The 25135-nt window shown below is 73.5% G+C and carries 23 protein-coding genes; 13 read left to right on the top strand and 10 right to left on the bottom strand.

What is annotated here, in order from left to right; genetic code table 11:
• Positions 1-122: 122 nt before the first annotated feature.
• Together HS048_RS05315 and HS048_RS05320 are read right to left on the bottom strand one after the other, a co-directional pair.
• The gene (locus tag HS048_RS05315) at positions 123-452 is read right to left on the bottom strand and encodes an STAS domain-containing protein (RefSeq protein ID WP_196466329.1); all 330 of its coding nucleotides are present in this window, start codon (positions 450-452) and stop codon (positions 123-125) included.
• Positions 449-4627: a SpoIIE family protein phosphatase gene (locus tag HS048_RS05320; protein WP_196466330.1), complete on the bottom strand. Its 4179-nt coding sequence runs from the start codon at positions 4625-4627 to the stop codon at positions 449-451. The genes HS048_RS05315 and HS048_RS05320 overlap by 4 nt, the downstream gene beginning before the upstream one ends.
• A gap of 257 nt (positions 4628-4884) precedes the next feature.
• Here HS048_RS05320 and HS048_RS05325 point away from each other — a divergent pair, with 257 nt between their 5' ends.
• Both HS048_RS05325 and HS048_RS05330 read left to right on the top strand, forming a co-directional pair.
• Positions 4885-5187 (top strand): SpoIIE family protein phosphatase, encoded by a 303-nt coding sequence (locus tag HS048_RS05325; RefSeq protein WP_196466331.1) that lies wholly within the window; start codon positions 4885-4887, stop codon positions 5185-5187.
• Positions 5166-5522, top strand: coding sequence for an STAS domain-containing protein (locus tag HS048_RS05330; RefSeq protein ID WP_239320792.1), 357 nt, complete (start codon positions 5166-5168; stop codon positions 5520-5522). Before HS048_RS05325 ends, HS048_RS05330 begins: the two co-directional genes overlap by 22 nt.
• Before the next feature lie 50 nt (positions 5523-5572).
• Here HS048_RS05330 and HS048_RS05335 read toward each other — a convergent pair whose 3' ends face one another.
• Together HS048_RS05335 and HS048_RS05340 are read right to left on the bottom strand one after the other, a co-directional pair.
• Positions 5573-5986 (bottom strand): STAS domain-containing protein, encoded by a 414-nt coding sequence (locus tag HS048_RS05335; RefSeq protein WP_196466332.1) that lies wholly within the window; start codon positions 5984-5986, stop codon positions 5573-5575.
• A 286-nt stretch (positions 5987-6272) separates the two neighbouring features.
• Positions 6273-6782, bottom strand: a complete 510-nt coding sequence (locus HS048_RS05340; protein ID WP_068897922.1) for a VOC family protein — start codon at positions 6780-6782, stop codon at positions 6273-6275.
• Between the two features lie 81 nt (positions 6783-6863).
• On the opposite strand from HS048_RS05340, the gene HS048_RS05345 reads away from it, so the two are divergent.
• Entirely contained in the window at positions 6864-7313 is a 450-nt protein-coding gene (locus tag HS048_RS05345; RefSeq protein WP_068897923.1) for a MarR family winged helix-turn-helix transcriptional regulator, read from the top strand.
• A 117-nt stretch (positions 7314-7430) separates the two neighbouring features.
• Here the strand turns inward: HS048_RS05345 and HS048_RS05350 are convergent, their stop codons facing one another.
• Positions 7431-8657 carry an ROK family transcriptional regulator gene (locus HS048_RS05350; RefSeq protein WP_196466333.1) on the bottom strand — a complete coding sequence of 409 codons (1227 nt, stop codon included), beginning with the start codon at positions 8655-8657 and terminating at the stop codon, positions 7431-7433.
• Between the two features lie 79 nt (positions 8658-8736).
• Here HS048_RS05350 and xylA point away from each other — a divergent pair, with 79 nt between their 5' ends.
• From xylA to HS048_RS05380, 6 genes are all read left to right on the top strand, one after another.
• Positions 8737-9888: a xylose isomerase gene (xylA, locus tag HS048_RS05355; protein ID WP_068897925.1), complete on the top strand. Its 1152-nt coding sequence runs from the start codon at positions 8737-8739 to the stop codon at positions 9886-9888.
• Positions 9885-11303 (top strand): xylulokinase, encoded by a 1419-nt coding sequence (gene xylB, locus HS048_RS05360; RefSeq protein ID WP_068897926.1) that lies wholly within the window; start codon positions 9885-9887, stop codon positions 11301-11303. Before xylA ends, xylB begins: the two co-directional genes overlap by 4 nt.
• Positions 11304-11426: 123 nt before the next feature.
• Positions 11427-12080, top strand: coding sequence for a DUF998 domain-containing protein (locus HS048_RS05365; protein WP_196466334.1), 654 nt, complete (start codon positions 11427-11429; stop codon positions 12078-12080).
• Between the two features lie 183 nt (positions 12081-12263).
• Positions 12264-14666 carry a nitrate- and nitrite sensing domain-containing protein gene (locus HS048_RS05370; protein WP_196466335.1) on the top strand — a complete coding sequence of 801 codons (2403 nt, stop codon included), beginning with the start codon at positions 12264-12266 and terminating at the stop codon, positions 14664-14666.
• 4 nt (positions 14667-14670) lie between these two features.
• Positions 14671-15060: a roadblock/LC7 domain-containing protein gene (locus tag HS048_RS05375; RefSeq protein WP_153054328.1), complete on the top strand. Its 390-nt coding sequence runs from the start codon at positions 14671-14673 to the stop codon at positions 15058-15060.
• Complete coding sequence (locus HS048_RS05380; protein ID WP_231647417.1) at positions 15057-15449, top strand: DUF742 domain-containing protein; 393 nt, start codon at positions 15057-15059, stop codon at positions 15447-15449. Before HS048_RS05375 ends, HS048_RS05380 begins: the two co-directional genes overlap by 4 nt.
• A gap of 202 nt (positions 15450-15651) precedes the next feature.
• Here HS048_RS05380 and HS048_RS05385 read toward each other — a convergent pair whose 3' ends face one another.
• From HS048_RS05385 to HS048_RS05400, 4 genes are all read right to left on the bottom strand, one after another.
• A complete protein-coding gene (locus HS048_RS05385) occupies positions 15652-16227 on the bottom strand; it encodes an ATP/GTP-binding protein (protein WP_068897931.1) in 576 nt (191 codons plus the stop codon).
• Positions 16208-16555 (bottom strand): DUF742 domain-containing protein, encoded by a 348-nt coding sequence (locus HS048_RS05390; RefSeq protein WP_068897933.1) that lies wholly within the window; start codon positions 16553-16555, stop codon positions 16208-16210. Before HS048_RS05390 ends, HS048_RS05385 begins: the two co-directional genes overlap by 20 nt.
• Positions 16552-16959, bottom strand: coding sequence for a roadblock/LC7 domain-containing protein (locus HS048_RS05395; RefSeq protein ID WP_068897935.1), 408 nt, complete (start codon positions 16957-16959; stop codon positions 16552-16554). Before HS048_RS05395 ends, HS048_RS05390 begins: the two co-directional genes overlap by 4 nt.
• Positions 16960-17023: 64 nt before the next feature.
• Positions 17024-19540 carry a nitrate- and nitrite sensing domain-containing protein gene (locus HS048_RS05400; RefSeq protein ID WP_196466336.1) on the bottom strand — a complete coding sequence of 839 codons (2517 nt, stop codon included), beginning with the start codon at positions 19538-19540 and terminating at the stop codon, positions 17024-17026.
• Between the two features lie 325 nt (positions 19541-19865).
• Between HS048_RS05400 and HS048_RS05405 the strand changes: the two genes are divergently transcribed.
• The 3 genes from HS048_RS05405 to HS048_RS05415 all read left to right on the top strand — a co-directional run bounded on the left by HS048_RS05405 (position 19866) and on the right by HS048_RS05415 (position 22974).
• Positions 19866-20894 (top strand): acyltransferase family protein, encoded by a 1029-nt coding sequence (locus HS048_RS05405; RefSeq protein WP_068897939.1) that lies wholly within the window; start codon positions 19866-19868, stop codon positions 20892-20894.
• A gap of 320 nt (positions 20895-21214) precedes the next feature.
• A complete protein-coding gene (locus HS048_RS05410; RefSeq protein WP_068897941.1) occupies positions 21215-21415 on the top strand; it encodes a hypothetical protein in 201 nt (66 codons plus the stop codon).
• A 53-nt stretch (positions 21416-21468) separates the two neighbouring features.
• On the top strand, positions 21469-22974 hold the full coding sequence (locus HS048_RS05415; protein WP_068897943.1) for a flotillin family protein: 1506 nt from the start codon (positions 21469-21471) through the stop codon (positions 22972-22974).
• A gap of 65 nt (positions 22975-23039) precedes the next feature.
• Here HS048_RS05415 and HS048_RS05420 read toward each other — a convergent pair whose 3' ends face one another.
• The gene (locus HS048_RS05420; protein ID WP_230880742.1) at positions 23040-23939 is read right to left on the bottom strand and encodes a TIGR02452 family protein; all 900 of its coding nucleotides are present in this window, start codon (positions 23937-23939) and stop codon (positions 23040-23042) included.
• Between the two features lie 217 nt (positions 23940-24156).
• Between HS048_RS05420 and HS048_RS05425 the strand changes: the two genes are divergently transcribed.
• Positions 24157-24963, top strand: coding sequence for an SDR family NAD(P)-dependent oxidoreductase (locus HS048_RS05425; protein ID WP_196466337.1), 807 nt, complete (start codon positions 24157-24159; stop codon positions 24961-24963).
• Positions 24964-25135 lie beyond the last annotated feature (172 nt).

The raw sequence follows: 25135 nt of genomic DNA on the forward strand, positions 1-25135 counted from the left end.
GCCGGCCGGAGCCCGCGGGACCCGGGCCTCCGCCACGTCTTCGGTGAGGCCGCCCTACGCGCCGGCGAGCACCTCGTCGTCCGCGCCGGACGGGGCCGCGGCGGCCGCCCGGGCGCGTCGCGTCACGAGACGGCCTCTCCTCCGGTCCTCCCGTCACCCGGGATCTCCTCGACCACGGTGACGTCGGTGAGTCCGGAGATCGTCAGGACGGGGACGAGCAGCGGGTTGGCGATGAGCCGGATACGCGGCGCGTGGGCGAACAGGACGGTCAGACCGGCGCTGTCGAGATAGTCGACCGCGCTGAGGTCGACGACCAGAGTGCTGTCGTCGGCGGACCGGGCCAGGGCGGCGTCCAGGGTGCCCGCGTTGCTCATGTCGATCTCACCGGTGACGGCGAGGACCGGGCGACCGTCGGACCGCTCCGAGGTGACCAGGGTCAGCGGGGTGTTCATCTGGTGATCCTCGCATGCATGTCGACGGTGGTCCCGGCGGCACCGGGTTCGATGGTGACGTGGTGCATCAGGGCGCGCATCAGCGCGACGCCCCGGCCGCGATGGGGATTGGCCTCGGGTTGCGGGGGCTTCCAGCGGCCGGTGTCGGCGACGGTCAGGTGCAGGTCGCGGGCGGTGGCCACCGCCCGCAAGCGGATCATGTGGCCGGGGGCGTGCCGGTGGCCGTGCTCGATGGCGTTGGCGCAGGCTTCCCCGGCCGCGACGAGAACGTTCTGGATCATCGACGGGTTGAGCTCGCAGCGGCTCAGCCAGTCGCGCAGGGCGGTGCGCACCGGCGCGAGCTGGCTGGACTCGGCGGGGAAGGCCACCTCCAGCGGCGCGGGCTGGCGGTACAGCACCAGGGCGACGTCGTCGTTGAAGCCGCTGTCCGGTGCCAGGCGGGTCATGACGTGGGTCGCCAGGTCCTCGATGGGGGTGGACCGGCCGTCCTGGACGGCGGCGCCGGCCTGGTCGATCCCGGCGGTCAGCGGACGCCGGCGGCGCTCGACCAGGCCGTCGGTGTACAGCAGCAGGGTGGAGCGGGCCGGCATGGTGCACCCGGCCTCGGGCCGGGGATGGCCGGGGCGTACGGCCAGCGGGGTGGAGCGGCCGCCCTCCAGCAGCAGCGTGGTGCCGTCGGGGTGGGCCAGGATGCCGGGGGGATGCCCGGCGCTGGAGTAGACGAGCTCACCGGTGGCGGTGTCCAGGACACCGCAGAACACGGTGGTGCACTTGGCGCCCGGGACGAGGGCGGCGAACCGGTCGAGGGCGCCGAGCACCTGGGCGGGACCGGCGTCCTGCAGCAGCAGCGCGCGGCAGGCGCTGCGCAGCTGTCCCATGACGGCCGCGGCCTCCAGGCCCCGTCCCACGCAGTCGCCGACCACGACGGCGATGCGGTCGCCGGACAACGGCACGATGTCGTACCAGTCGCCGCCGACCTCCAGCGGGCGGGTGGCCGGCTCGTAGCGGACGGCGAAGCCGTCGGGCAGCCGGGACGGGCCGAGGATGGCGCGCTGGAGGGCGACGGCGGCCTCGCGCTGCTGGTCGAGCTGGTGGGCCCGGTGCAGGCCCTGGCCGAGGCGGCCGGTCAGCAGCGCCAGCAGGGTCTGGTCCTCGGCGGTGAAGGGCCGCATCTGGTCCAGGTCGATCCAGACGGCCAGCAGCCCGCCGGGGTGCTCCAGGGTGATGCCGGCGCCACCGGCCTCGTCGGCGAGCGGACGCAGCGGCGGATGACCGCGCAGCTCCGTGATCCTCTCGCGGAGGTCCTCCGGCAGGTCCTGCCAGCGGAGGCCGGCCGAGCCGGGGACCGTCAGCACCGGCCGGTCGGCGTCCTCCTGCCACAGTGCGGCCAGGACCCGCCGGGCGTGCCAGACGTCCCGCAGTTCCTCCAGCGCCCCGGACAGGGTGTCGGACAGGCTGCCGGCCTGGGAGATGCGCATGCTCAGCGCGGCCAGCGCGCTCTCGCGCTGCACCAGGTAGTGCTCGGCGGTGACGTCGCGCATGGTGCCCACGATCCGGCGGCGGCCGGTGTCGGGATCGGTGACGTCGTTGAAGGTGACCGCGACCCAGACCTGGTGGCCGTCGCGGTGGGTGACGGGGATGACGCAGCTGCCCCTGCCCTCGCTGACCAGCTGGGCGAAGGCCTCGCCCACCATCGCGTGGGCCTGGGGGTCCTCGGCCTCGTCCGGCCACCACGGGTGCAGCGGGGTGTAGGGCAGTCCTTCGGGTCCGTAGCCGAGGATGTCGGCGAACGCCGCGTTGATCTCGACGACGGCGCCGCTCTCGTCGGCGACGAAGAACGCCTCCTGCAGTGATTCGATCATGGCGCTGCGCCACCGGGCGTGGTGGTTGCGCATCCGCGCCAGCTCGACGTTCGCCCGCACCCGGGCCAGCAGCTCGGCGGCGGAGAACGGCTTGACCAGGTAGTCGTCCGCGCCCGCCTCCAGGCCTTCGATGGAGGCCTCCTGCCCGGCGCGGGCCGACAGGAGCAGGACCGGCACCCCGGCGGTACGCGGGTCGGCACGGAGCGCGGCCACCAGCTGCAGGCCGTCCAGACGCGGCATCATCACGTCGCTGACGAGCAGGTCCGGCGGGTCGGCGCGCACCGCCTCCAGCGCGGCCCGGCCGTCGTTCACCAGGGTGACCTGGTAGGACTGTCGCAGCAGCCGCGCCAGGTAGTCACGCATGTCGGCGTTGTCGTCGGCGATCAGCACCCGCGCCGGGGCGCCGCCGTCCGGCGCCGGGGAGGGCGCGGCGGCGGAGACGCCGAGGGCGGCCGCCTCCCGAGGCGCCGTGCCGTCCGCGGGGAGCCAACGCAGGGCTTCCTCGACGAACGGATCGGCGGTGGCCGGGCCCGGCTCCGCGGCTCCGGCCGGGACCAGGGCGTCGGCCGGCAGATGACCGGGCCCCAGGGGCAGCCGGATGGTGAAGGTCGTGCCCTCGCCCTCGACGCTGTCGGCGGTGATGGTGCCGCCGTGCAGGCCGACCAGCTCCTTCACCAGCGCCAGTCCGATGCCGCTGCCCTCGTTGGAGCGGGAGCGGGCGCTCTCGATGCGGTGGAAGCGCTCGAACAGGCGCGGCAGCTCGTCGGCGGGCACCCCGATGCCGGTGTCGGCGACCGTGACGACGGCGTGGCCGTCACGGTGGCGCAGGCGGACGCCGATGGAGCCGTGGAAGGTGAACTTCAGGGCGTTGCTCAGCAGGTTGAGCACCACCTTCTCCCACATGCCCCGGTCGATGTAGACCGGTTCGGCCAGCGGCGGGCAGTCCACCTCGAAGGCCAGGCCGGCCTTGTCGACCGCGGAGCGGAAGACGCTGGCCAGCTCGGCGGTCACGGCGGCCAGGTCCACCGGCTCGTAGCGGGCCTGCATGCGGCCCGCTTCGATGCGGGAGAAGTCGAGCAGGGTGTTGACCAGCTTGCCCAGGCGCAGCCCGTTGCGGTGGACGATCTCCAGCTCCTCGCGCACCTGCGCGTCGGCGTCCCGCAGGCGGCTGCGCAGCTCCTGCACCGGTCCCATGATCAGGGTCAGGGGGGTGCGGAACTCGTGGCTGATGTTGGAGAAGAAGACGGTCTTGGCGCGGTCCAGCTCGGCCAGCTCCTCCGCCCGCCGCTGCTGGGCCTGGTAGCTGCGGGCGCTCGCGACCCCCGCCGCGACGTGCCCCGCGGCCAGCTCGATGAACCCCCGGTATCCCTGGTCCAGGGGCCGGTAGCGGTTGAGCGCGGCCACCAGGAACCCGTACGGCGCGCTGCCCTGCTGCAGCAGCGGCACCACCGCCGCCTGCACGGGCGGCTCCGGCCAGTCGCCGGACGGCAGCCCGGTGAACCGGGCGCCGTCGAGCGGCACGAGCACCGACTCCCCCCGGGCCAGCGCCGCCGCGGGCCACACCCCGTCCGGGTCGCCGGGCGCGAGGACGGCGGGGGCGGCCGGATGCCCGGTGGGGATCCCCGTCGTCCCGGCCAGCCGCGCGCGGCCGTCGTCGTCGAACAGGTAGGTCAGCGTGAACGGGAGGTCGTGCCGGTTGCGGCCGAGCTGGCGGCAGGCGAAGGCGAGCATCTCCTGCTCGGTGCGGACCACGCTGGGATCGGAGCCGAGATCCCGCAGCGTCGCCATCCGCCGCTCGCCGATGACCCGCTCGGTGTCCTCGCTGACGACGCACAGCATGCCGACCACGGCGCCGTCGTCGTCGCGGAGGGGACTGTAGGAGAACGTGTGGTAGGTCTCCTCCGGGTAGCCGGACCGCTCCAGGAACAGCAGCAGCGCCTCGTCCCAGGTCGCCACCCCCGTGGTAAGCACGGTGCCGATCCGCGGACCGATGTCGTCCCAGATCTCCGCCCACACCTCGTCGGCCGGCCGGCCCAGCGCCCAGGGGTACTTCTGCCCCAGGGTGTCGCGGCGGTAGGCGGCGTTGCAGAAGAACGTCAGCTCCGGCCCCCACGCCATCCACATGGGGAAGCGGGACGACAGCAGGATGCTCACCGCGGTCCGCAGGCTCTGCGGCCACCCGTCCGGCGGCCCGAGCGGGGTCTTCCGCCAGTCCACTCCGGCCAGGTCCCGGCCGACCTCCTCGTCGGCGGCGAACACCGCGGCTCCGGCCGCTCCGGGTGATCCACGCTCAGCGTCGTCGCAGCGCGTCATCGGACATCCTTTCGCTCACGCCGAGCACCCGCCCCACGCCGGATCCGTCACCGTGCCGCTCGCCGCCCCGCCCGCCTCCGCCGCGGGCCTCGCCGTACGCGCTGGTCGGCGGCTTCGCCGGCTCGGCCCGATGGGTACGCAAGGATCAGCCCAACGGTTACGTAGGATAGGGCAAATCGCTCCGGGGCCCCACGCGCGCCCCGCACACCGCGAGGAGCCCGGCGGGAGAGGAGACCGACGTCAGCACCGCCGACGGGGTGCGCCGCCTGGAGGCCGTGCGCCGCCACGCCTTCCTCGGCGACGTCTGCGGCAAGGGCGCCGACGGCCTGACCGAGGCCCGCACCGAGACCGGCTCCATGCTGGACGAGGAGGGCCTGACCGCCTATCTCGCCGCCGTCTCCCCCTCCGGCGCCGACGGTCTGCCGGCCGCCGTGCGTAAACTCATCGATGACCTGGGCGGCGGTGTGTCCGACGACACCGCGGTGCTCGCCCTGTCCGTCCCCGGCCGCCCGGCGGCCGTCCCCTCTCAGGAGCCCTGGTGCAGCATGACCACGGTCTGACCGTCACCCTCCAGCCGCATTCGCCGCGCCTCCAGGTGCTGGTCGTGGCCGGCGATCTGGACCACCACACCGCTCCCCGCCTGCGCGCGGCCCTGGACGAGCTCACGCTCGCCTCCGGAGCCGGGCTGGTGATCGATCTGTCGGGGCTGACGTTCTGCGACTCCACCGGCATCTCCCTGCTGGTCGCCGCGCACCAGCGCGCGCAGGACGCCGGCGCCGCGCCGGCTCTGGCCGGTCTCGACCCCGACATCGCCAACGTCTTCCGGATCATGGGCCTGGACCGGTTGTTCTCCTCCTACGAGAGCAGGGAGAAGGCCGTGGCCGCGCTGCAGTGAGCCCCGCGGGGGACGACGGGGCGCGGACCGGGTCCCTCGGCCCCGAACGCCTATGGCGGCCCGTCGGCCATCGCGCCCGGATCGCGGTCGGGCGGTTCCCGGCGGAAGGCCGCCACGCCCTCTTCGAGGGTCTCGCAGATGGCGAAGCGGTGCGCCAGGCCGGTCACCTCGAACAGGCGCCGCGGCAGGCTCTCGGCAGGGAGGACCAGCATCAGGCCGCCCTGGCGGGCGGTGATCTCGGCGCGCAGCTTCAGCATGAGGGAGATCCCCGCCGTCGCCATGAACCTCAGCGGCGTGAGGTCGACGATCAGTGACGGCGCGCCGGAGTCGAGCAGCGCGGCGTCCAGGCGCGCCCGGACGACGGGCGCGGTGTAGGCGTCCAGCTCGCCCACCAGGCGCAGGACCCGCGTGGGGCCTATGCGCCAGCCCTGTACCTCCAGCACGGCCTCCGGACCACGGGTCACGACGTCACTTCCCTCATCCGGGGTCGACAGCGATCCCTGACACGGTCCAGCTTTCCGAACGGTGTTCAGTCTAAGGCCCGTCCGCGACCGGGGGCACGCCGACCGGCCGGGGCGGCCGTCGAGCTGCCCGTCGGTCCGCGCGTCGGTCCATCCGCCGGTCCGTGCGTCGATCCGCGCCGGTCCGTCCGCCGGTCCGTGCGGCTGAGGGTGCGGCTGAGGGTGCGGCTGAGGGCACGGCGCGTCGTCGCGCGGATCCGGAGGGGGCGCCGGGACGGGCCCCTCCTGATCAGGCGGGGATCGAGACGCCGACGCCGCCGCGGGTGTGCGCGCCGTACCGCTCCTTCTCGCGGGCGATGTCCAGCGGCCGGATCCGGGACCGGCCCGCCAGGACCTCCTCGGTGACCAGGTCGGCCGGGAGCAGCCAGGAGACCTCGAACTCCAGGCCGTCGGGGTCCTTGGCGTACAGCGCCTTGGTGGTGGAGTGGTCGGAGGCGCCGACCAGGGCGTCGAGCCCGCTCAGCCTGACGGCGATCCGCTCCAGCTCCGCCAGGGTGTCCACCTCCCAGGCCAGGTGGTAGAGGCCGACGGTGGAGCGCCCGGCGCCCGAGGGGCCCGCCTGGGCGCCGATCTGGAAGAGACCGAGGTCGTGGTCGTTGCCGGACCCCTCGGCCTGGAGGAACGCCGCGCCCGGCATGCCCATGACGACCCGGAAGCCGAGGGCCTCCTGGTAGAAGGCGACGCTGCGCTCGACGTCGCGCACGTACAGGACCGCGTGGTTGAGCCGCTGGACCGGCATGGTGACCCCCTGGATGCCTGAAAAGTTGAACTCTCAAGTACTTTAACCCCAAAAACTTGAGAGTTCAAATAAACTGGCTCCGTGACGAGATGGCTGGACGACGACGAGCAGCACGCGTGGCGGTCCTTCCTGGCGGCCTCCCAGGCGATCCAGGAGGAGCTGGACCGCCAGTTGCAGCGGGACTCCGGCATGCCGCACGCCTACTACGCGGTGCTGGTGCGGCTGTCGGAGGCGCCGGAGCGCCGGATGCGGATGAGCGAGCTGGCCGCCGGGGTCAACTCATCGCAGAGCAGGCTCTCCCACGCGGTCGCGAGGCTGGAGGAGCGCGGCTGGGTGCGCCGCCTGCCCTGCCCGGCGGACCGGCGGGTGAGCTGGGCGGCGCTCACCGACGCCGGCCACGATGTGCTCGCCGCCGCCGCGCCCGGACATGTCGAGGCCGTACGGCGCTGCCTGTTCGACCGGCTCACCCCCGAGCAGACCGGGCAGCTCGCCGCGATCTGCGCGGCGGTGCTGGGCGAGCGGCGCCCCTGAGCGGCCGACGCCCCTGAGCGGTCGGCGTGGCCGGGAAGCCGGTGGCGCCGTCGTCCCCGAGCGGAGCGGGCGGCGCCCCCGAGCGGTGGCGGTCAGCATGGTCCGGAGCGGTGGCGGTCAGCGTGGCTTGGAGCCCGCCGGGGCGGTCCGCGACGCGGTCACGTAGGCCACCGGGTCGGCGATGATCCGGTGGATCACCTGCCCCGCCGCGCCCAGGGTCGCCGCGTCACCGCCGAGGCGGGAGACGGCCAGGTCGGGTACGGCGTCGCGGATCGCCGACAGCCGGGCGGCCGTGGTCTCGCGCACGGCGCCGGAGATCCACGGGAAGAGCGGGGCGAAGACGCCGCCCAGCACGATCGTGCCGGGGTCGAACAGGTGGACGGCGGAGGTCAGCGCCAGGCCGAGCGCGTGCCCGGCGCGCTCGCAGGCGGTCAACGCCGCCGCGTCCCCGTCGCGGAGGCGGCCGGCCAGCTCCTCGACGGTACCGGCCCCGGCGGCGCGGAGCAGCGCCTCCTGCCCGGCGTACTGCTCCAGGCAGCCCCGGCCGCCGCAGCGGCAGGGCGGGCCGTCGGGGAAGACGACCACGTGGCCGAGCTCGCCGGCGAGCCCGCGGGAGCCCCGGAAGAGCGCGCCGCCGACGACGAGGCCGGCGCCGATGCCGATCTCCCCGGAGACGTGGAGGAAGTCGCGGTGGCCGGAACCGAACCAGAGCTCGCCCAGGGCGGCCAGGTTGGCTTCGTTGTCCACGGTCGGCAGCGGAACCGGGGCGGCCGGGGGGAGCCGGGCGTCCGACGGGGCCAGGAGGCCGTCCAGGAGCTCGCCGACGTGCACGTCCCGCCAGCCGAGGTTGGGGGCGCTGTGCACCAGGCCGTCGTCCACGGGGCCGGGGACGGCCAGGGTCGATCCGGCGACCACCAGACCCAGCGAGCGGGCTTCCTCCACCGCCTCCCGGGCGAGTTCTCGCAGGTGGCTCAGGGTTTCAACAGGCGAGGCGGCCCGGTTGTCCACAGCCCGTGCACGGCGCAGCCGTACCTCCAGGGCCAGGTCCACGACGCAGGCGGAGAGGTAGTCGACGTTGATCTCCAGGCCGAGCGCCGCGACCCGTCCGCCGCTGAGCGCGACCGCGGTGCCGGGCCGGCCGCGCTCGCCCCGGGACGGGACCCCGGTCTCGGTGACCATGCCCGCGGCGAGCAGGTCGGAGACCATCTTGGAGACGGTGGTCTTGGTCAGCCCGGTCATCTCGGCCAGCGCGGCCCGGGTGACCGGCCCGCTCCGCCGGACCTCGCCCAGGACCACCCCCAGGTTGCGGGCGCGCATCGAGTCGTGGCGTACGGCCTGCGTCATGGAACACCCACCTCTTGACGATCCCACTTCCAGGACGCATATTAAATCCATTAAGTGGACTAAATCGGAGGACCGGCCCATGAACGCCTATACGCCCACCCCGCAGGACCGCTTCACCTTCGGCCTGTGGACGGTCGGATGGTCGGCGCGCGACCCGTTCGGCGACGCCACCCGGGCGGCTCTCGACCCGGTGGAGACCGTGCACCGGCTCAGCGAGCTCGGCGCCTACGGCGTGACCTTCCACGACGACGACCTGCTCGCCGTCGAGCCCGACCGGGACAAGGCGATCGAGCGCTTCAAGGGCGCCCTGGCCGAGACCGGCCTGAAGGTCCCGATGGCCACCACCAACCTGTTCACCCACCCGGTCTTCAAGGACGGCGGGTTCACCAGCAACGACCGCGACGTCCGGCGCTACGCCCTGCGCAAGGTCATCCGCAACATCGACCTGGCCGCCGAGCTGGGCGCGACCACCTACGTCCTGTGGGGCGGCCGCGAGGGCGCCGAGTCCGACGCCGCCAAGGACGTCAAGGCCGCGCTCAGCCGCTACAAGGAGGGGCTCGACCTGCTGACCTCCTACGTGATCGACAAGGGCTACGACATCCGGTTCGCCCTCGAGCCCAAGCCGAACGAGCCGCGCGGCGACATCCTGCTCCCGACGATCGGCCACGCGCTGGCCTTCATCAACGAGCTGGAGCACTCCGAGCGGGTGGGCCTCAACCCCGAGGTCGGCCACGAGCAGATGGCCGGGCTGAACTTCGTGCACGGCATCGCCCAGGCGCTCTGGCACGGCAAGCTCTTCCACATCGACCTGAACGGCCAGCACGGTCCCAAGTACGACCAGGACCTGATCTTCGGCCACGGCGACGTGAAGAGCGCGTTCTTCCTGGTCGACCTGCTGGAGAACGAGGGCTACGAGGGCCCCCGCCACTTCGACTACAAGCCGCTGCGCACCGACGACGCCTCCGACGTGTGGGAGTCGGCCGCCGCCAACATGCGCACCTACCTGATCCTCAAGGAGAAGTCCGCGGCCTTCCGCGCCGACCCCGAGGTGCAGGAGGCGCTGGCCGCCAGCCGGGTCGGCGAGCTGTCGCAGCCCACGCTGGCCCCCGGCGAGACCCTCGACGACCTGGCCCGCGACGACTTCGACCTGGACGCCGCCGCCGAGCGCGGCTTCCACTTCACCCGGCTCAACCAGCTCGCGCTGGAGCACCTTCTCGGAGTGCGCGGATGACCCTCGTGGCCGGGGTGGACTCCTCCACCCAGAGCTGCAAGGTGGTGATCAGGGACGCCGAGACCGGCGCCCTGGTCCGCCAGGGCCGGGCCGCCCACCCCGACGGGACCGAGGTCGACCCCGAGGCCTGGTGGACGGCCCTGGGCGAGGCCGTTGACCAGGCGGGCGGGCTGGACGACGTCGCGGCCGTCGGCGTGGCGGCGCAGCAGCACGGCATGGTCTGCCTGGACGAGTCCGGGCAGGTCGTGCGCGACGCCCTGCTGTGGAACGACACCCGTTCGGCGCAGGCCGCGGCCGACCTGGTCGCGGAGCTGGGCGGACCGGCGGCGTGGGCGGCGGCGGTCGGCAGCGTGCCGGTCGCGTCGTTCACCGTGAGCAAGCTGCGCTGGCTGGCCGAGCACGAGCCGGACAGCGCCCGCCGCACGGCCTCGGTCTGCCTGCCGCACGACTGGCTGACCTGGCGGCTGGCCGGGAGGTCGGGGGCGCCCGTCACCGACCGCGGTGACGCCTCCGGGACCGGTTACTGGTCGCCCGCGACCGGGTCCTACCGCACCGACCTGCTCAAGGCGGCCCTCGGCTCCGTCCCGCAGCTCCCCCGGGTGCTGGGCCCCCGGGACGGCGCGGGCGAGGTCCGCCTCGCCCGCGATCCCCGCGCGCGGGCGTGGGGGAGCGCCCCGGTGCAGGACGGGGCGCTGCTCGCCCCCGGGACCGGGGACAACATGGCCGCCGCCCTCGGGGTGGGCGCGCGGCCGGGCGACGTGGTGGTGTCCATCGGCACGTCGGGGACGGCGTTCGCGGTGGCCGAGGCGCCGAGCGCGGACCCGAGCGGGGCCGTGGCCGGGTTCGCCGACGCGACCGGCCGGTTCCTGCCGCTGGTGTGCACGCTCAACGCGGCGCGGGTCCTCGACGCGGCCGCCCGGATGCTCGGGGTCGGCCTCGACCGGCTGGGCGAGCTGGCCCTGGCGGCTCCCCCGGGGGCCGGCGGGCTGGTCTGCGTGCCGTACCTCGAAGGGGAGCGGACCCCGAACCTGCCGGACGCGACCGGGTCGCTGCACGGGCTGACCCTGGAGACCTCCACCCCCGGCCACCTGGCCAGGGCGGCGGTCGAGGGCATGCTCTGCCACCTGGCCGACGCCTTCGACGCCCTCGGGCTGGACCCGGCCCGGGTGCTGCTCGTCGGCGGCGGAGCCCGGTCGGAGGCCGTACGGCGGATCGCCCCGGCGGTCTTCGGACGGCCGGTGGTCGTGCCCGAGCCGGGAGAGTACGTCGCCGACGGCGCGGCGCGGCAGGCCGCCTGGCTGCTGGGAGGCACCGACGAACCCCCGGTCTGGGAGGGCGGCGCGTCGGCCCGCTACGAGGCCGACCCGTTCCCGGAGATCCGGGCCCGCTACGCCGAGGCCCGTCCGCTCGGCTGACCTTCCGTGTCCCCGGGACGCCGCCTCCCGGAGATCGGGGGCCGCGTCTCAGGGGCGGGTCAGGGTCGGATCAGGGGTCGATCCCGATGTCCGCCGGTACGCCCGGAGGGCAGTCTGGGCATCATGCTCCGGTTGAAGATGCTCTATCCGCTGATCGCCTGCGCGGGGATCCTGATCGCGGCCGTCGCGGCCGTGGTCGGGCAGATCGACCCTGATCCGTACCTGGACCCGCTCAACCTGACGATCAGCGAGTACGCCGTGCTGGACCGGGGCGGGGCGACCGAGTTCGCCATGATGTCGCTGGGGGTGGCGTCGTTCGCGCTGGTCGCCGGGTTGCGGGCGGTGCGGGCGCCGGTGGGGACGGCGGCCGAGCGGCTGATGCTGGTGTGGAGCGCGGCGCTGGTGCTCATCGCGGTGGTGCCGACCGTCGCGCCGGGGGCGGTGCTGGACCTCGGCGCCCAGGTGCACCGCTACGTCTCGGTCGGCGCGTTCGCCGCGATGCCGGTGGCGGGGATGCTCATGGTGACGAGCCTGTCGGAGGACGAGCGGTGGCGGGCGGCGGCCAGGCCGGTGGAGTGGCTCTCGCTGGCCGGGGGGTTCGGCCTCCTGGCGATCACCTACGTGGCGCTTCCGGGGGACCGGGTGCTGATCGGCCTGGTCGAGCGGGTGCTGCTCGGCGCCGAGGTCGCGCTGGTCGCGGTGCTGGCGGTGCGGCTGCTCCAGCTGACCTGGATCCGGAGCACGAGCACCCACGCCTCACGGGCCGTTCTGGGATGACATGCCGCTCTTGTAGTAACTCATCACACTGGTGCGACTTGTCACACTCCATGACTATTTCCTGACTTATCACAAATAGGACACAGATAGCGGGAACTGACAGTGCTATCCTCGTCGCCGATCCAGTGATCGCCCTGCGGGGTCCTCCCCGCCGGTGCGCCCAGGCTGAACCGTCGAGGTGACATGGCATCGAGCAGGTCCATCCGGTTCAAGCTCTCGGTGCTGCTGGTGACCCCCCTCGCCTCGCTGGTGGCCCTGTGGGGCTTCGGCGCCGTCGTGACCGTGGGCGACTCGGTGGGCCTGCTCGACGCCGGCACCCTCCAGGAGACCGTCGCCGAGCCCGCCGACGACCTGGTCCTCGCCCTGCAGCGCGAACACCTGCTCTCGACCGAGTACATGGTGACCCGCTCACCTGCCGACCGCGGCGGGCTCGACGCCCAGCGGATGATCACCGACCAGGCCCGCGCCCGGCTCCGCGCGGAGTCCGCCGTGGACGCCGCCCAGTCGATCATGAGCCCGCGCACGAAGGCCCACTACGACGAGCTGATGCTCCGCGCCGGGCGGATCGACGAGCTGCGCGTCCGGATCGACCAGGGCCGGATCGGCTTCATCGCCCTCTCCCGCGAGTTCGGGCTGGTGCCCGACGCGGTGCGGCGTTTCGGCAACAGCCTCGGCTCCGGCGACGACCCCGAGGTCTACCAGCAGGCCCGTGCGCTGGCCGCGATCGACCAGGCCAAGGACTTCCTCAGCCGCGAGCGGGCGCTCGGCACCGGGGCGCTGGCGCTGGAGCGCCCGCTGTCGAGCGGGGAGCTGATCCTGTTCACCCAGCTGTCCGCCAAGCGCGTCTTCCTGCTGGAGCAGGGGCTGGCGGAGCTGGGACCGGAGCTGCGCGGCTCCGTCGCCGAGGTGGCGTCCTCCCCGCTGCACGACCGCTTCAGCGCGATGGAGAAACGGCTGCTCGACGGCGCCACCGTCTCGGGCGTCGACTGGCGGTCCGTCACCGACCAGCTGGACGCCGCCTTCCAGATCGCCGTCACCAGGTCCTCCGCCGCCCTGGCCGACAAGGCGGGCCCGGCGGTCACCGCGACGTACGTCAGGGCCGGGGTCGCCGGAGCGCTCGGGCTCGTCGCGGTCATCGTCTCCCTGGTCGTCTCCTACCGGGTGGGCCGCGGGCTCACCCGCGAGCTGGCGGGCCTGCGGCGGGCCGCCGTGGAACTGGCCGAGGTGCGGCTCCCCGACGTCATGGAGAGACTGCGGCGGGGCGAACGGGTGGACGCGGTGGCGGAGGCGCCGCCGCTGGAGGCGCCGGGCAGCACCTCCGAGGTCCACGCCGTCGCCGCCGCCTTCGACAGCGTCCAGCACCGCGCCCTGGACGCGGCCGTGGAGCAGGCCAGGCTGCGCGAGGGCGTGGCGCACGCCTTCCGCAACCTCGCCCGGCGCAAGCAGGGCCTGCTCCAACGGCAACTCAAGCTGCTCGACGGGATGCAGCGGCAGGCCGAGGACGCCGAGACGCTGGAGAAGCTCTTCACCCTCGACCACCTGACCACCCGCATGCGCCGCCACGCCGAGGGACTGGTGATCCTGTCCGGTGGGGCGGCGGGCCGCAGGTGGCGGTCGGCCGTGCCCATGGAGGACGTGCTGCGCGGCGCGGCCGCCCAGGTCGAGGACTACGCGCGGGTGCGGATCTACCCGATGCCGGGCGGTACGCTGCCCGGTGACGCGGTGGCGGACATGATGCACCTGTTCGCCGAGATCATCGAGAACGCGACGGTCTTCTCCCCGCCCGGGGGCGAGGTCTCGATCCGGGGGGCGCTCGTCCCCCGCGGCTTCGCGGTCGAGATCGAGGACCGGGGCCTGGGCCTGACGAAGGAGCGGCGCGACGCGATCAACGCGCGGCTGGCCAGTCCGCCGGAGTTCGACCCGGCGGAGACCGACCGGCTGGGCTTCGCGGTGGTCGGCCTGCTGGCGGCCCGGTACGGGGTCGACGTGACGCTGCGGCCCTCGCCGTACGGCGGGACCGCGGTGACGGTGCTGATCCCCGCGAACCTGCTGGGCGCGCCCGAGCCGGACCCCGGACCGTCGGAGCCCGCCACGGCGGCGCACCCGGCGTCCCAGGCGTCCTCGGCGCACCAGGTGTCCTCAGCGACCCCGACGGCCTCGGGGACCGATCGGGTCCGGCTCGTCGGGGCCGCGGAGACCGCCGAGGCCGCCGAGACCGCGGCGCCCGCCGGGTACGGCGAGCCCGCCGGACTCGCGGGCATCCCCGCGTCCGCCGGAGCCGGAGAGTCGGGCCCCCTCGGCCCTGCCGGAGAGGCGGTGCGGGTTCCGGCCGCACGGGCGCATCCGGTGATGGACGCGCGCAGGACGCCGCAGCGGCGGAGTGGCGGGCTGCCCCGCCGGGTACGTCAGGCGAATCTGACGCCGCAGCTGCGCCAGGAGACGGAAGCGGTCCCAGAGGCCGAGACCAGGGTCGCCGAAGTGGAGGAGAGGTCGCCGGAGGAGGCGAGGGCGTTGCTGAACTCGCTCCAGGCGGGGTGGCGGCGCGGGCGGTCGGAGAGCGAACACAACGGTGGGGAAGGGGCTTGACCACGTGCCGGGTGAGCTTTATTGGCTTCTGGATGATTTCGTCACGAGTGTGGCGGACGTCTCGCACGCGCTGATCCTGTCCAACGACGGGCTGATGATGGCCTCGTCGCGGGACCTGAGCAAGGAGGACGCCGACCACCTGTCGGCCGTGGCCTCCGGCTTCCAGAGCCTGGCCAAGGGGACGAGCCTGCAGTTCGGCGGCGGGTCCGTGCGCCAGACCATGGTGGAGATGGACTCCGCCTTCCTGTTCGTCACCTCCGCGGGCCAGGGCAGCTGCCTGTGCGTCATGACGACGGGGGCCGCGGACGTCGGCCTCATCGCCTACGAGATGGCGCGGCTGGTCGCCCGCGTCGGCCAGCACCTGGCCACCGGCCCGAGGACGGCGGGCCAGTGAGCGACCAGGTGAACGACAGGGTGAACGACATGGAATGGATCGACGAGGAGGCCGGCCCGGTCGTCCGCCCCTACGCCATGACCGGCGGGCGGACCATCCCGTCCTCCACGGCCTTCGACCTGATGTCGATGGTGGTGGCGACGGGCGCGACGCCCTCGCCGCGGGCGCACCTGAGCTCGGAGCACCGGCGGCTGCTCGGCCTGGTCGGGCGGGCCCGCCCGATCGTCGAGGTGGCCTCGGACGCGGGGCTGCCGCTGGGCGTAGTCAAGGTGCTGCTGGGCGACCTGCTGGACCACGGGCTGATCCTCGTCCGCCAGCCGATCCCCGCGGCCACGTCGCCCGCGCAGAGCCTGCTCCTGGAAGTGATCAACGGCATCCGGGCGCTCTGACCCGGCCGTCCCGCAGACGGACCGGGAAGCGGCGCGAGGAGGACACGGGCAGGGCGCGCAGGCCGCCGGAAGGCACGGGCGGGCGCGCAGAGCGCGGGAAGGCACGGGCGGGCGCGCAGGCCGCCGGAGAACGGACCGGCCGCCCCGCGGCTCCCTCGGCGAAGAGGGAAGCGCGAGGCGGCCGGTCCGCGGTGCGGGAGGGTCAGGCCTGGCTCGCGGTCAGCACCCGCAGGGAGTGCTCCACCAGGGTGACCAGCACGGTCTTGGCCGAGGCGCGGCGCCGTACGTCGCACATCAGCACCGGGACGTCCGGGTCCAGGTCGAGGGCCGACCTGACCTCCTCGACGTCGTACTGGTCGGCGTCGTCGAAGCAGTTGACCGCCACGATGAACGGCGTGCCGCGCTGCTCGAAGTAGTCGATCGAGGGGAAGCAGTCGGTGAGCCGCCGGGTGTCGGCCAGCACGACCGCGCCCAGCGCGCCGTAGGACAGCTCGTCCCACATGAACCAGAACCGCTCCTGGCCGGGCGTGCCGAACAGGTAGACGACCAGCCCTTCGCGGATCGTGATGCGGCCGAAGTCCATGGCGACGGTCGTGGTGGTCTTGCCCTCCACGCCGTCGGTGTCGTCGATGCCGATGCCCCGGTCGGAGAGCACCTCCTCCGTGCGGAGGGGGCGGATCTCACTGATCGCGCCGACGAGCGTGGTCTTGCCCACGCCGAAGCCGCCCGCAATGAGGATCTTGAGCGCGACCGGCTCGTCAGAGGGCTCGAAGTCCATTGATCACTTCCTTGAGAATGCGCTCACTCGCCGAGGCGCGTCCGATCGAGATGAGACCGTGGTCCTGCAGGTCGCCGAGGAGGACCCGGACCACGCCCAGGGGCAGGTCGAGCTCCGAGGCGATGTCGGCGACCGAGGTCGCGGTGGTGACCAGGGTGAGGATGCGCTCCTGCTCCGGGCCGGGCACGAACCCGCCGGAGGGGGCGCCGCCGGTCGCGGTGACCATGGCGACCAGGTCCAGCGCGTCACCGGAGGACCTGGTGCGGCCTCCGATGAGGGCGTACGGCCGGACCACGGGCCCGGCCTCCTCATCCATCCAGCGGGTCATGACAGGCCTTGGCGCGGATTCGCGGAGATGTGCTGGCCGACCCGCTTGACCAGCATCGCCATCTCGTAGGCGACGTGGCCGACGTCGGCGTCCGAGCTGCTCAGCACGGCCAGGCAGGTCCCCTGCCCGGCGGCCGTGACGAACAGGAACGCCGACTCCATCTCCACGATGGTCTGGCGGACCTCGCCGCCGCCGAAGTGGCGTCCGGCCCCGCGTGCCAGGCTCTGGAAGCCGGCCGCGACGGCGGACAGGTGCTCGGCGTCCTCGCGGCTGAGCCCCTTGGAGAAACCGACGGCGAGTCCGTCCGTGGACAGGATCACCGCCTGCCGCACCGCGGCCACCCGGCTGGTCAGGTCGTCGAGGAGCCAGTTCAGTTCGCCGGTGCCGCTCAGTTTTCCGGCCATGTGACCTCCTCCGTCGGACGCATGACCACGGCTTCCCGCCGGCCGGCACCCTCGCTGTGCTCGGTCACTTGTCCTCCTTTTCGCCTGTCTTCTGGTGTGCGAGATCACCGGCGCGGTCTTCCCGCCCGCCGGCGTCGTCCTCCTGCTCCTCGCGCCCGCGCCGCGCGCCCGCCTGGAAGGCGGAGAACAGCGCCCGGGCCTCCTCCGGCGAGCGCCCGGCGGCCGGGGACTCCGGCGCCCGCTCCTCCTGCTCCGGGGCGTCCTGGCGCAGCTGCGGGGCGAGGTTCGCCTGCCGTACACGCCTGGGCAGGCTACCGGGGCCCGTGGTCTCCCGGGCGGGCGGGCCGCCGGGGCCCTTCGCCCCACCGTCCGGCAGGCCGTTCACCACGGTGAGCGTCGGCGCGGCCAGGGGCCGGCCGGAGGCGTCGCGCGCCGGGGAGGCGGGAGGGACCGTGCGCGTACGGCGCGGCAGTCCCGCGCCGCGCGGGGAGGACGACGTCGTGCCGCTCCGGGCGGGGGCCGGTCCCAGCGCGGCCGGAGCGGAGCCGCCGACCGCGGTCGCGTTCCCGGCGCCGTCCGTGATCCGGGCCGCGTTCCCGGCGCCGTCCGTGATCCGGGCCGCGTTCCCGGCATCGTCCGCGAGCCGGGGCCCGGCGGGCCGTCTCGGGATCCGCTCGGCGGTGACGGAGAGCGGGGAGGGGAGCTCGGCGAGCACCGCGCGCGGGATCAGCACGATGGCCGTGGTGCCGCCGAACGGCGAGGCGCGCAGCACGACCTGGATGCCGTGCCGGGCGGCGAGCTGGCCCACCACGAACAGGCCCAGCCGGTCGCTGTCGGCCAGGTCGAACTCCGGCGGGTCGGCGAGCCGGGCGTTGATCTCCTCGTACTCCAGGGCGCCCAGGCCCAGGCCCCGGTCCTCCACCTCGACGGCGAACCCGTTGGCCACCACGTCGCCGCGCACGGTGACCGTGGTCTGCGGCGGCGAGTAGATCGTGGCGTTCTCGATGAGCTCGGCGATCAGGTGGGTGATGTCGGCGACCGCGGCCCCGTCGAACAGGGCGTCGGGAAGCGGCGACACGGTGACGCGCTTGTAGTCCTCGACCTCGGCGATCGCCGCCCTGACGACGTCGACCACCGGCACCGGGTTGCGCCAGGCGCGCCCGGGGGCCGCGCCGGACAGGATGATCAGGCTCTCGGCGTGGCGGCGCATGCGCGTGGTGAGGTGGTCCAGCCGGAACAGGTCGTCGAGGCCGTCGGGGTCGGTCGCCCGGCGCTGCATGCTGTCGAGCAGGGAGAGCTGCCGGTGCAGCAGGGCCTGCTTGCGGCGGGCCAGGTTGACGAAGACCTGGCTGACGCCGCGGCGCAGATCGGCCTGGCCGACGGCGGCCTCCACCGCGGTGCGCTGCACCGAGCCGAAGGCGTGCGCCACGTCGATGACCTCCGCCGAACCGCCCGCGGCGCGCGCCTCGATCGGCGGGGCCTCGGCCGCCGCGTCGACGTCCTCGCCGCGCCGCAGGCGCGCCACGAGGCGGGGGAGGCGCACGTCCGCCAGGTCGAGCGCGGCGGCGCGGAGCCCGGCCAGCTCGCCGGCGAGACGGCGGCCGAAGCGGACCGAGATGACGATCGAGACGACCACGGCGGCCATGCCGACCCCGCCCGCCAGGGCGATGCGGGTCACCACGCCGAAGGACAGCGACCGGGACTGCTCGGCCAGGGCGTCGGAGGAGGCGGCGCCGAGCCGGTCGAGCCGGTCGGCGAGGGGGGCGACCATCTCCCTCCAGAGCCGGGCCTCGGCGGGCGGCGCGACGCCCTCACCGGAGACGACGGCCGTCTCGGCGACGAGGAACCTCTCGAAGGCGGGGGAGGTGAAGACCTCCCGGTACGGCCTGCTGAGCGTGGCGTCCAGCCCGGACAGGCCGCGGGCGTGCAGGAACCGGCGGGCGGCGGCGTGCTCGGCGAAGGCGGCGCGCTCGTCGTCGGAGAACCGGCCGTCGATCAGCGCGCCGCTGATCAGCGCGTCCTCCCTGGCGAGCATCTCGCGGGCGTTGCCCATCGCCTGCATGGCCGTGGCCTGCTGGAAGATCGACAGGTCGGGGACCGAGACGAGCTGGTCGTACAGGAGGAAGACCGCGTCCAGGATCTCGTTGTAGTGCGACAGCGCCTCGAGGCGGGTGTACCGGCCGCCGTCGATCGCCGAGCGGATGTCCGGCAGCTTCGCGAGGCGGTCGGTGAGCCCGTTCAGGGAGGCGCGCAGCTCGGGGTCGTCCGGGCCGATGGTCCGCTCGGCGCTGAGGAACTCGGCGAGCGCCCGGTCGGTGCGGGCGCGCTGCTCGCCGAAGCCGCTGGTGAGCTCCCGCGAGCTGATCGCGGTGGAGGTGCGGGTGCGCTCGGACTGGAGCTGCCGTCCCAGCTCGGTGGAGGTCACGCCGACCGTCTCGTAGAGCCTGTCCGCCCGGAGCAGCGCGGCCCCTTCGCCGACGGTCAGGTTGAGCACGAAGCCCCACAGGGCGCTGAGCGAGAGCAGGGGCAGGAGCAGCAGCAAGAAGATCTTGAACCGAATCGAGCGGTTTCCAGAGCCCATGCCCACTCGTCCCAACCTCAGTGCGCGGAGGCTTGCGGCGGTTTGGGGGTGAATGCGCCTCCGAAAGATCGGACAGGAGACTAGCACCGATACGGTTCGGGCGCAGTGGAGGGCCTGCTGATTAGCGTGATTAATGGGGTAAATGTTGGAATTGTAATGATTTTCTGTGGGGGCGATCGTGCGGGGGCCTTCCCGTCCCGGAGAACGGGATCCGCGCCCCGAAGTGCGAGATCGGAGCGCCGGAGACGCCCGGCGGGAGAGTTCTCCGGGCCTTCACCCGGTGTTGGGCGAGGACCCGGGGCCGCCTCGTTAGGGTCCGGAGGCTGTGAGCGTCGCAACCCCCGTCCGGACGGACCCCCCAGGCGAGACCGGTCGTGACCCGTTCTTCGACAACGCCAAGTTCCTGGCGATCGCACTGGTGGTCTCCGGCCATCTGATCGAGGACCTCCGGGACGTGGCGGTCGCGCACGCGGCCTATTTCTACGTGTACGTCTTCCACATGCCGCTGTTCATCGTGCTCAGCGGTTACCTGTCGCGGAACTTCACCTTCTCCTCCGGCAAGGCGCGCAAACTGATCAGCACGCTCGCCGTGCCGTACGTGCTCTTCGAACTGGCCTACTCGCTCCCGCGGCTGGTCATGTACGGCAAGCTGGAGATCAGCCTCCTCGACCCGTACTACCTGACCTGGTTCCTGATGTCGCTGTTCCTGTGGCGGCTGTCCACCCCGGTCTGGCAGCAGCTCAGGTGGCCGCTGGCGGTCGCGGTGGGCCTCTCGCTGCTCTCGGGGACGAGTTCCCTGCCCGACGAGCTCTCGATGAACCGCACGCTCGCGCTCCTGCCGTTCTACGTGCTCGGCCTGATGCTCCGCCCCGAGCACTTCGCGCTGCTCCGGCGGCGCGGGATGCGGATCGCGGGGGCGGCCGTGCTGGCGGCGGGAGCCGCGGCGGCGCTGGTCCTGCACACGGAGGTGCGGACGGAGTGGATCCGCTGGCGGCACGCCAACGAGGCGATCGGGGTGGACGACCTCACCGGGAGCCTCGTCCGGCTGGGCCTGCTGGCCGCCGGGGCGCTGCTGGTCGCCGCCTTCCTGGCGGTCACCCCGTCCGGGCGGACCTGGTACTCCGGGCTCGGCGCGGCGACCATGTACGCCTACCTGCTCCACGGGTTCGTGGTGAAGGCCGCGGAGCGGTACTACGGCGACTGGGCCGCCACGGTGCCCGGGGTGGCGGCGGTGGCGCTCTGCGGCGCCGGCCTGGCCGCGCTGCTGTGCACCCCGCCGGTGCGCAGGGCGGCCCGCTGGGCGGTCGAGCCGCGGATGAGCTGGGCCTTCACCCGGCTGCGGCGCCCGGCCTGACGGCAAGCCGCGGCGCCGGTTCCTGAGCGCCCGCCGAACGCGCGAGGAGCCCGCGGATCCTGGGCACCTGCCGAACGCGCGAGGAGCCCGCGGATCCTGAGCACCCGCGGGTCTTGAGCACCCGCGGGATCCGGAACGCCGCGGGAGCCCCGCTCGTTGCCAGGACGGGGACGGAGAACACGGATCGGCGGCACTCCTCGGCACGGCCGAGAACACCCCTGTCGTCCCGCGGCGAGTGGTGGAGACGGCCGTGCCGGAGTAGCGTCCGGATCCGGGGTTTTCGTTCCATGACTGTTCCATGACGTGACGGGGAGCCGCGTGTGATCGGCAAGCAGGGCAGGGTCACCGGCAGGATCGGCCCCGGCCTGGTCGGGGAGGTCCTGGTGGCGGTCCGCGGAGGCGTCGAGGCGTTCTACGCGCACCCCACCGTGCCCGACGAGGAGATCTCCGTCGGTTCGATCGTCGTCGTCGTCGAGTACTTCCCACCGCGCACGGTCTACGTCGCCCGCGCGCTCGTCTGACCCTCTCCTTTCCTTCTCCCCTCCCTCCCAACTCCCCCACCGCGGAGGTCCGGATGCCGACGCAATACCTCATCATCGGAGGCGCGGCCCTCGCCGCCCTCCTCATCCTCATCCTGCTGTTCAAGGCCGTCTGGCGGGTGGCCGAGCCCAACGAGGCGCTGATCATCTCCGGTCTCGGGGCGCGCGGGAACTCCGAACTCGCCGACAGCCTCGGATTCAAGATCGTCACCGGCAAGGGCACCGCGGTGTTCCCCGGCTTCCAGACGGCCCGGCGGCTCCGCCTGGACAGCCGCGCCGCCAACCTCCAGGTCTCCTGCGTCACCCAGCAGGGCATCCCGGTCGTGGTGCGGGGCGTGGTGATCTACAAGGTCGGCGACGACCTGCACTCCATAGCCAACGCCGCCCGCCGCTTCCTCGACCAGCAGGACTCCATGAACGGCGCGATCCACGAGCTGTTCACCGGTCACCTGCGCTCGATCATCGGCAACCTGACCGTCGAGGACCTCATCCTCAACCGCGAGCGGCTGACCGGCGAGACCCGCGCCTCGGCCGCCGACGAGATGATCAAGCTGGGCCTGATCGTCGACTCCCTGCAGATCCAGGAGATCGACGACGAGACCGGCTACATCACCAACCTCGGCAAGCCGCACGCCGCCAAGATCGCCGCCTCCGCGCGCATCGCCGAGGCCCAGCGCGACCAGGAGGCCACCGAGGCCGAGCAGATCGCCGCCGCGAACAAGGCCGCCGCCTGGCGCGACGCGCAGATCAAGCAGGCCTCCTACCAGGCGGAGATCGACGAGGCCCAGGCCCGCTCCCGCCAGGCCGGTCCCCTCTCGGAGGCCTCGGCCCGCCAGGAGGTCGTGGTCCAGGAGACCAGGGCCGCCGAGCTGGAGGCGGCCCTGGCCGAGCAGCGGCTCCAGGCGCAGGTCCGCAAGCCCGCCGACGCGAAGGCCTACGAGACGGTGAAGCTCTCCCAGGCCGAGCGCGACGCCCGCATCGCCCAGGCCGAGGCCGAGGCCCGCGAGACCGAGCTCCGCGCCGCGGCGCAGGCCTCGCAGGTCAAGCAGGCCGCCGCGGCCGAGGCGGAGTCCGTACGGCTGCGCGGTGAGGCCGCCGCCGCGGCGACCAAGGCCACCGGTCTCGGTGAGGCGGAGGCCGCCAAGGCCCGCGGTCTGGCCGCCGCGGAGGCGGCGAAGGCACAGGGCCTCGCGGAGGCCGAGGCGGCCAGGGCCAAGGGCCTGGCCGAGGCCGAGGCGATCCGCGCCCGGTCCGAGGCCCTCGCCGAGAACCAGGAGGCGGTCATCGCCCAGCAGCTCGCCGAGAACTGGCCGAAGATCGTCGAGTCCGGCGCCAAGGCCTTCGGCAACGTCGACCACATGGTCGTGCTGAACGGCGCCCAGGGCATCGAGGAGATGCTCGCCAAGGCGCTGACCCTCGGCGGCACCGGCCTCGGCCTCGCCCGCACCCTGCTGGCCGGCGGTGCTCCCGCCCCCAACGGGGTCGTCCCCGCCGCGAACGGCACCCCCGTCCCCCCGAAGGACCCCGACCCCGTCCCCTGACCCCGAGCACCAGGCCGGGCCCCCGCGCGGCGGCCCGGCCGGGTCCCTCCTCGGCGGGATGAGGGCTATCCGGCCTGGGACCGGAACGCCCGGGCGAAGGCGTCATGGGTGGGCGTGCCGGGAGCGCGGTCGAGCACGGCGAAGACCACCCGGTCGAACGTCCCGTGGAAGGCGCCCCCGGGGCCGAGGTGCCCGGCGAAGACGGACGCCACCAGCTCCGGCGGGTTGCGGAACACGCCGCAGCCCCAGGCGCCCAGCACGATCCTGCGCACCCCCGACGCGGCGAAGAGCGCGAGGACCCGCGCCGCCCGCTCGGACAGGACCTCCGGGACGCGTTCCAGCCGCGGGCCGTCCCCGCGCATGGCCCCCGCGTTCGGCGCGGCGGCGGTCACGAAGGAGACGGGGTACGGCTGCGCGAGCAGCCCGCCCCGGTCGTCCCGGAACACCGGGACGGCGGGGGAGAAGATCGCGCGGTGGCTGTAGAGCAGGTCGCCCTGACCCCGGTGGAAGCCGTAGAAGTCCTGCACCCCGACCAGGCAGCGGTACAGCCCGGAGGAGCGGGCCAGGCTCTCCTCCTGTGCCTCGGAACCGTTCAGGAACCCGCCTCCGGGGTTCTTCGCCGAGGCGAAGTTGAGGCAGCCCACGGGGTCGCCCAGCGGGTCACCCACGGGATCGCCCGTGTCCGTCAACCGGTGGGCGGCGGACAGGGACGTCTCGTTGACGACCTCCACCCGACCGGAGGGGACGGGGTCCGCCGCCCCCGGAGTCCGGCCGCCGGACCGCTCCCCATGGGCCGTCAGCAACCCGGTCAGCTCGTCGGGTGTCCACAGGCGCGTGCCGGCGACGGCGGCGGCGAGCTCACCGGCGACGGAGACCCGCCGCCCGGAGCCGTCGGCGTACCAGCCGCGTTCCAGGATCTCCACGGTCTCCGCGGCCAGGGCCCGGCGCTCGTCTCTTCTCATCATCGTCTCTCCGGCGTCGTCGTCGCTTTCTCGCCGGGAGGTTAATCTCATAGAGAGACATTCTCAATCAGATAAAAACGGGATCGTGGCTGACCTGCTGTGATGTCCGGATTCCGCTGGAGTTGCACGTCCGATCGCCGCCGGTGGCCGGTCCGGTGATCGAACTACCTTCATGGCCGTGGCCCCCGCCGGGGCCAGGAGTCGAGCGGAGGAGAACCTCATGGATCTGCAACTTTCCGGTCGTGTCGCCGTCGTCACGGGGGCGTCCAAGGGCATCGGGCTGGCCGTCGTGCGCACCTTCCTGGAGGAGGGCGCGCGCGTGGTGGCGGCCTCCCGCAAGAGCAGCGCCGAGCTGGACGCACTGGCCGGAGCGGACCTGGTGCACGTCCCGGTCGACCTGACGGACCCCGAGGCCCCCGGTCAGGTCGTGGCGCGCGCGGTGGAGGAGTTCGGCGGGCTGGACGTCCTGGTGAACAACGCCGGAGGCCCGCCCCCCGGCGCGAAGCTGCCGCGCTTCGGGTTCCTGACCCCCACCGACGCCGACTGGCGGGAGATGTTCGAGTTCAACCTCTTCTCCGCCGTCCGCGCGATCCGGGCGGCCGTCCCGGTGATGCTCGGGCGCGGCGGCGGGGCGATCGTCAACGTCTCCTCGGTGCTCGCCCGGCAGCCCGCCCCGATGAACGTCGACTACAACGCGGCCAAGGCCGGGCTGAACACCCTCACCAAGGCGCTGTCGGAGGAGTACGGCCCGCAGTGCATCCGGGTGAACACGGTCTCGCCGGGGCCCGTCCTCACCGCGTGGTGGACCGAGGAGGGCGGCGCCGCCGACATCATCGCCGGCCAGGCGGGCACCGACCGCGAGAGTGTGATCACGACCGTGGCGCCGCAGATGATGGACCTGACCACCGGGCGCCTGGTGGACCCGCAGGAGGTCGCCGACGTGGTCGCCCTGCTGGCCTCCCCGAGGTCGGGCAGCACCACCGGCACGGAGTTCGCCGTCGACGGCGGCTTCCTCAAGGCGGTCTGAGTCCCGGGCCGATTCCCGCGACGGGGTCTCGGCGGTCCGCCGTCGGAACTCCGTCGTATGAGTCCCGGGCCGATTCCCGCGGCGGGGTCTCGACGGCCCGCCGTCGGAACTCCGTCGGACATGCTCTGCCGGCCCGTCACCACTGGGTCGGCCCGTCACCGCCGAGTGACCT

The sequence above is a fragment of the Planomonospora sp. ID91781 genome (assembly GCF_015711595.1).
GTDB lineage: Bacteria > Actinomycetota > Actinomycetes > Streptosporangiales > Streptosporangiaceae > Planomonospora > Planomonospora parontospora.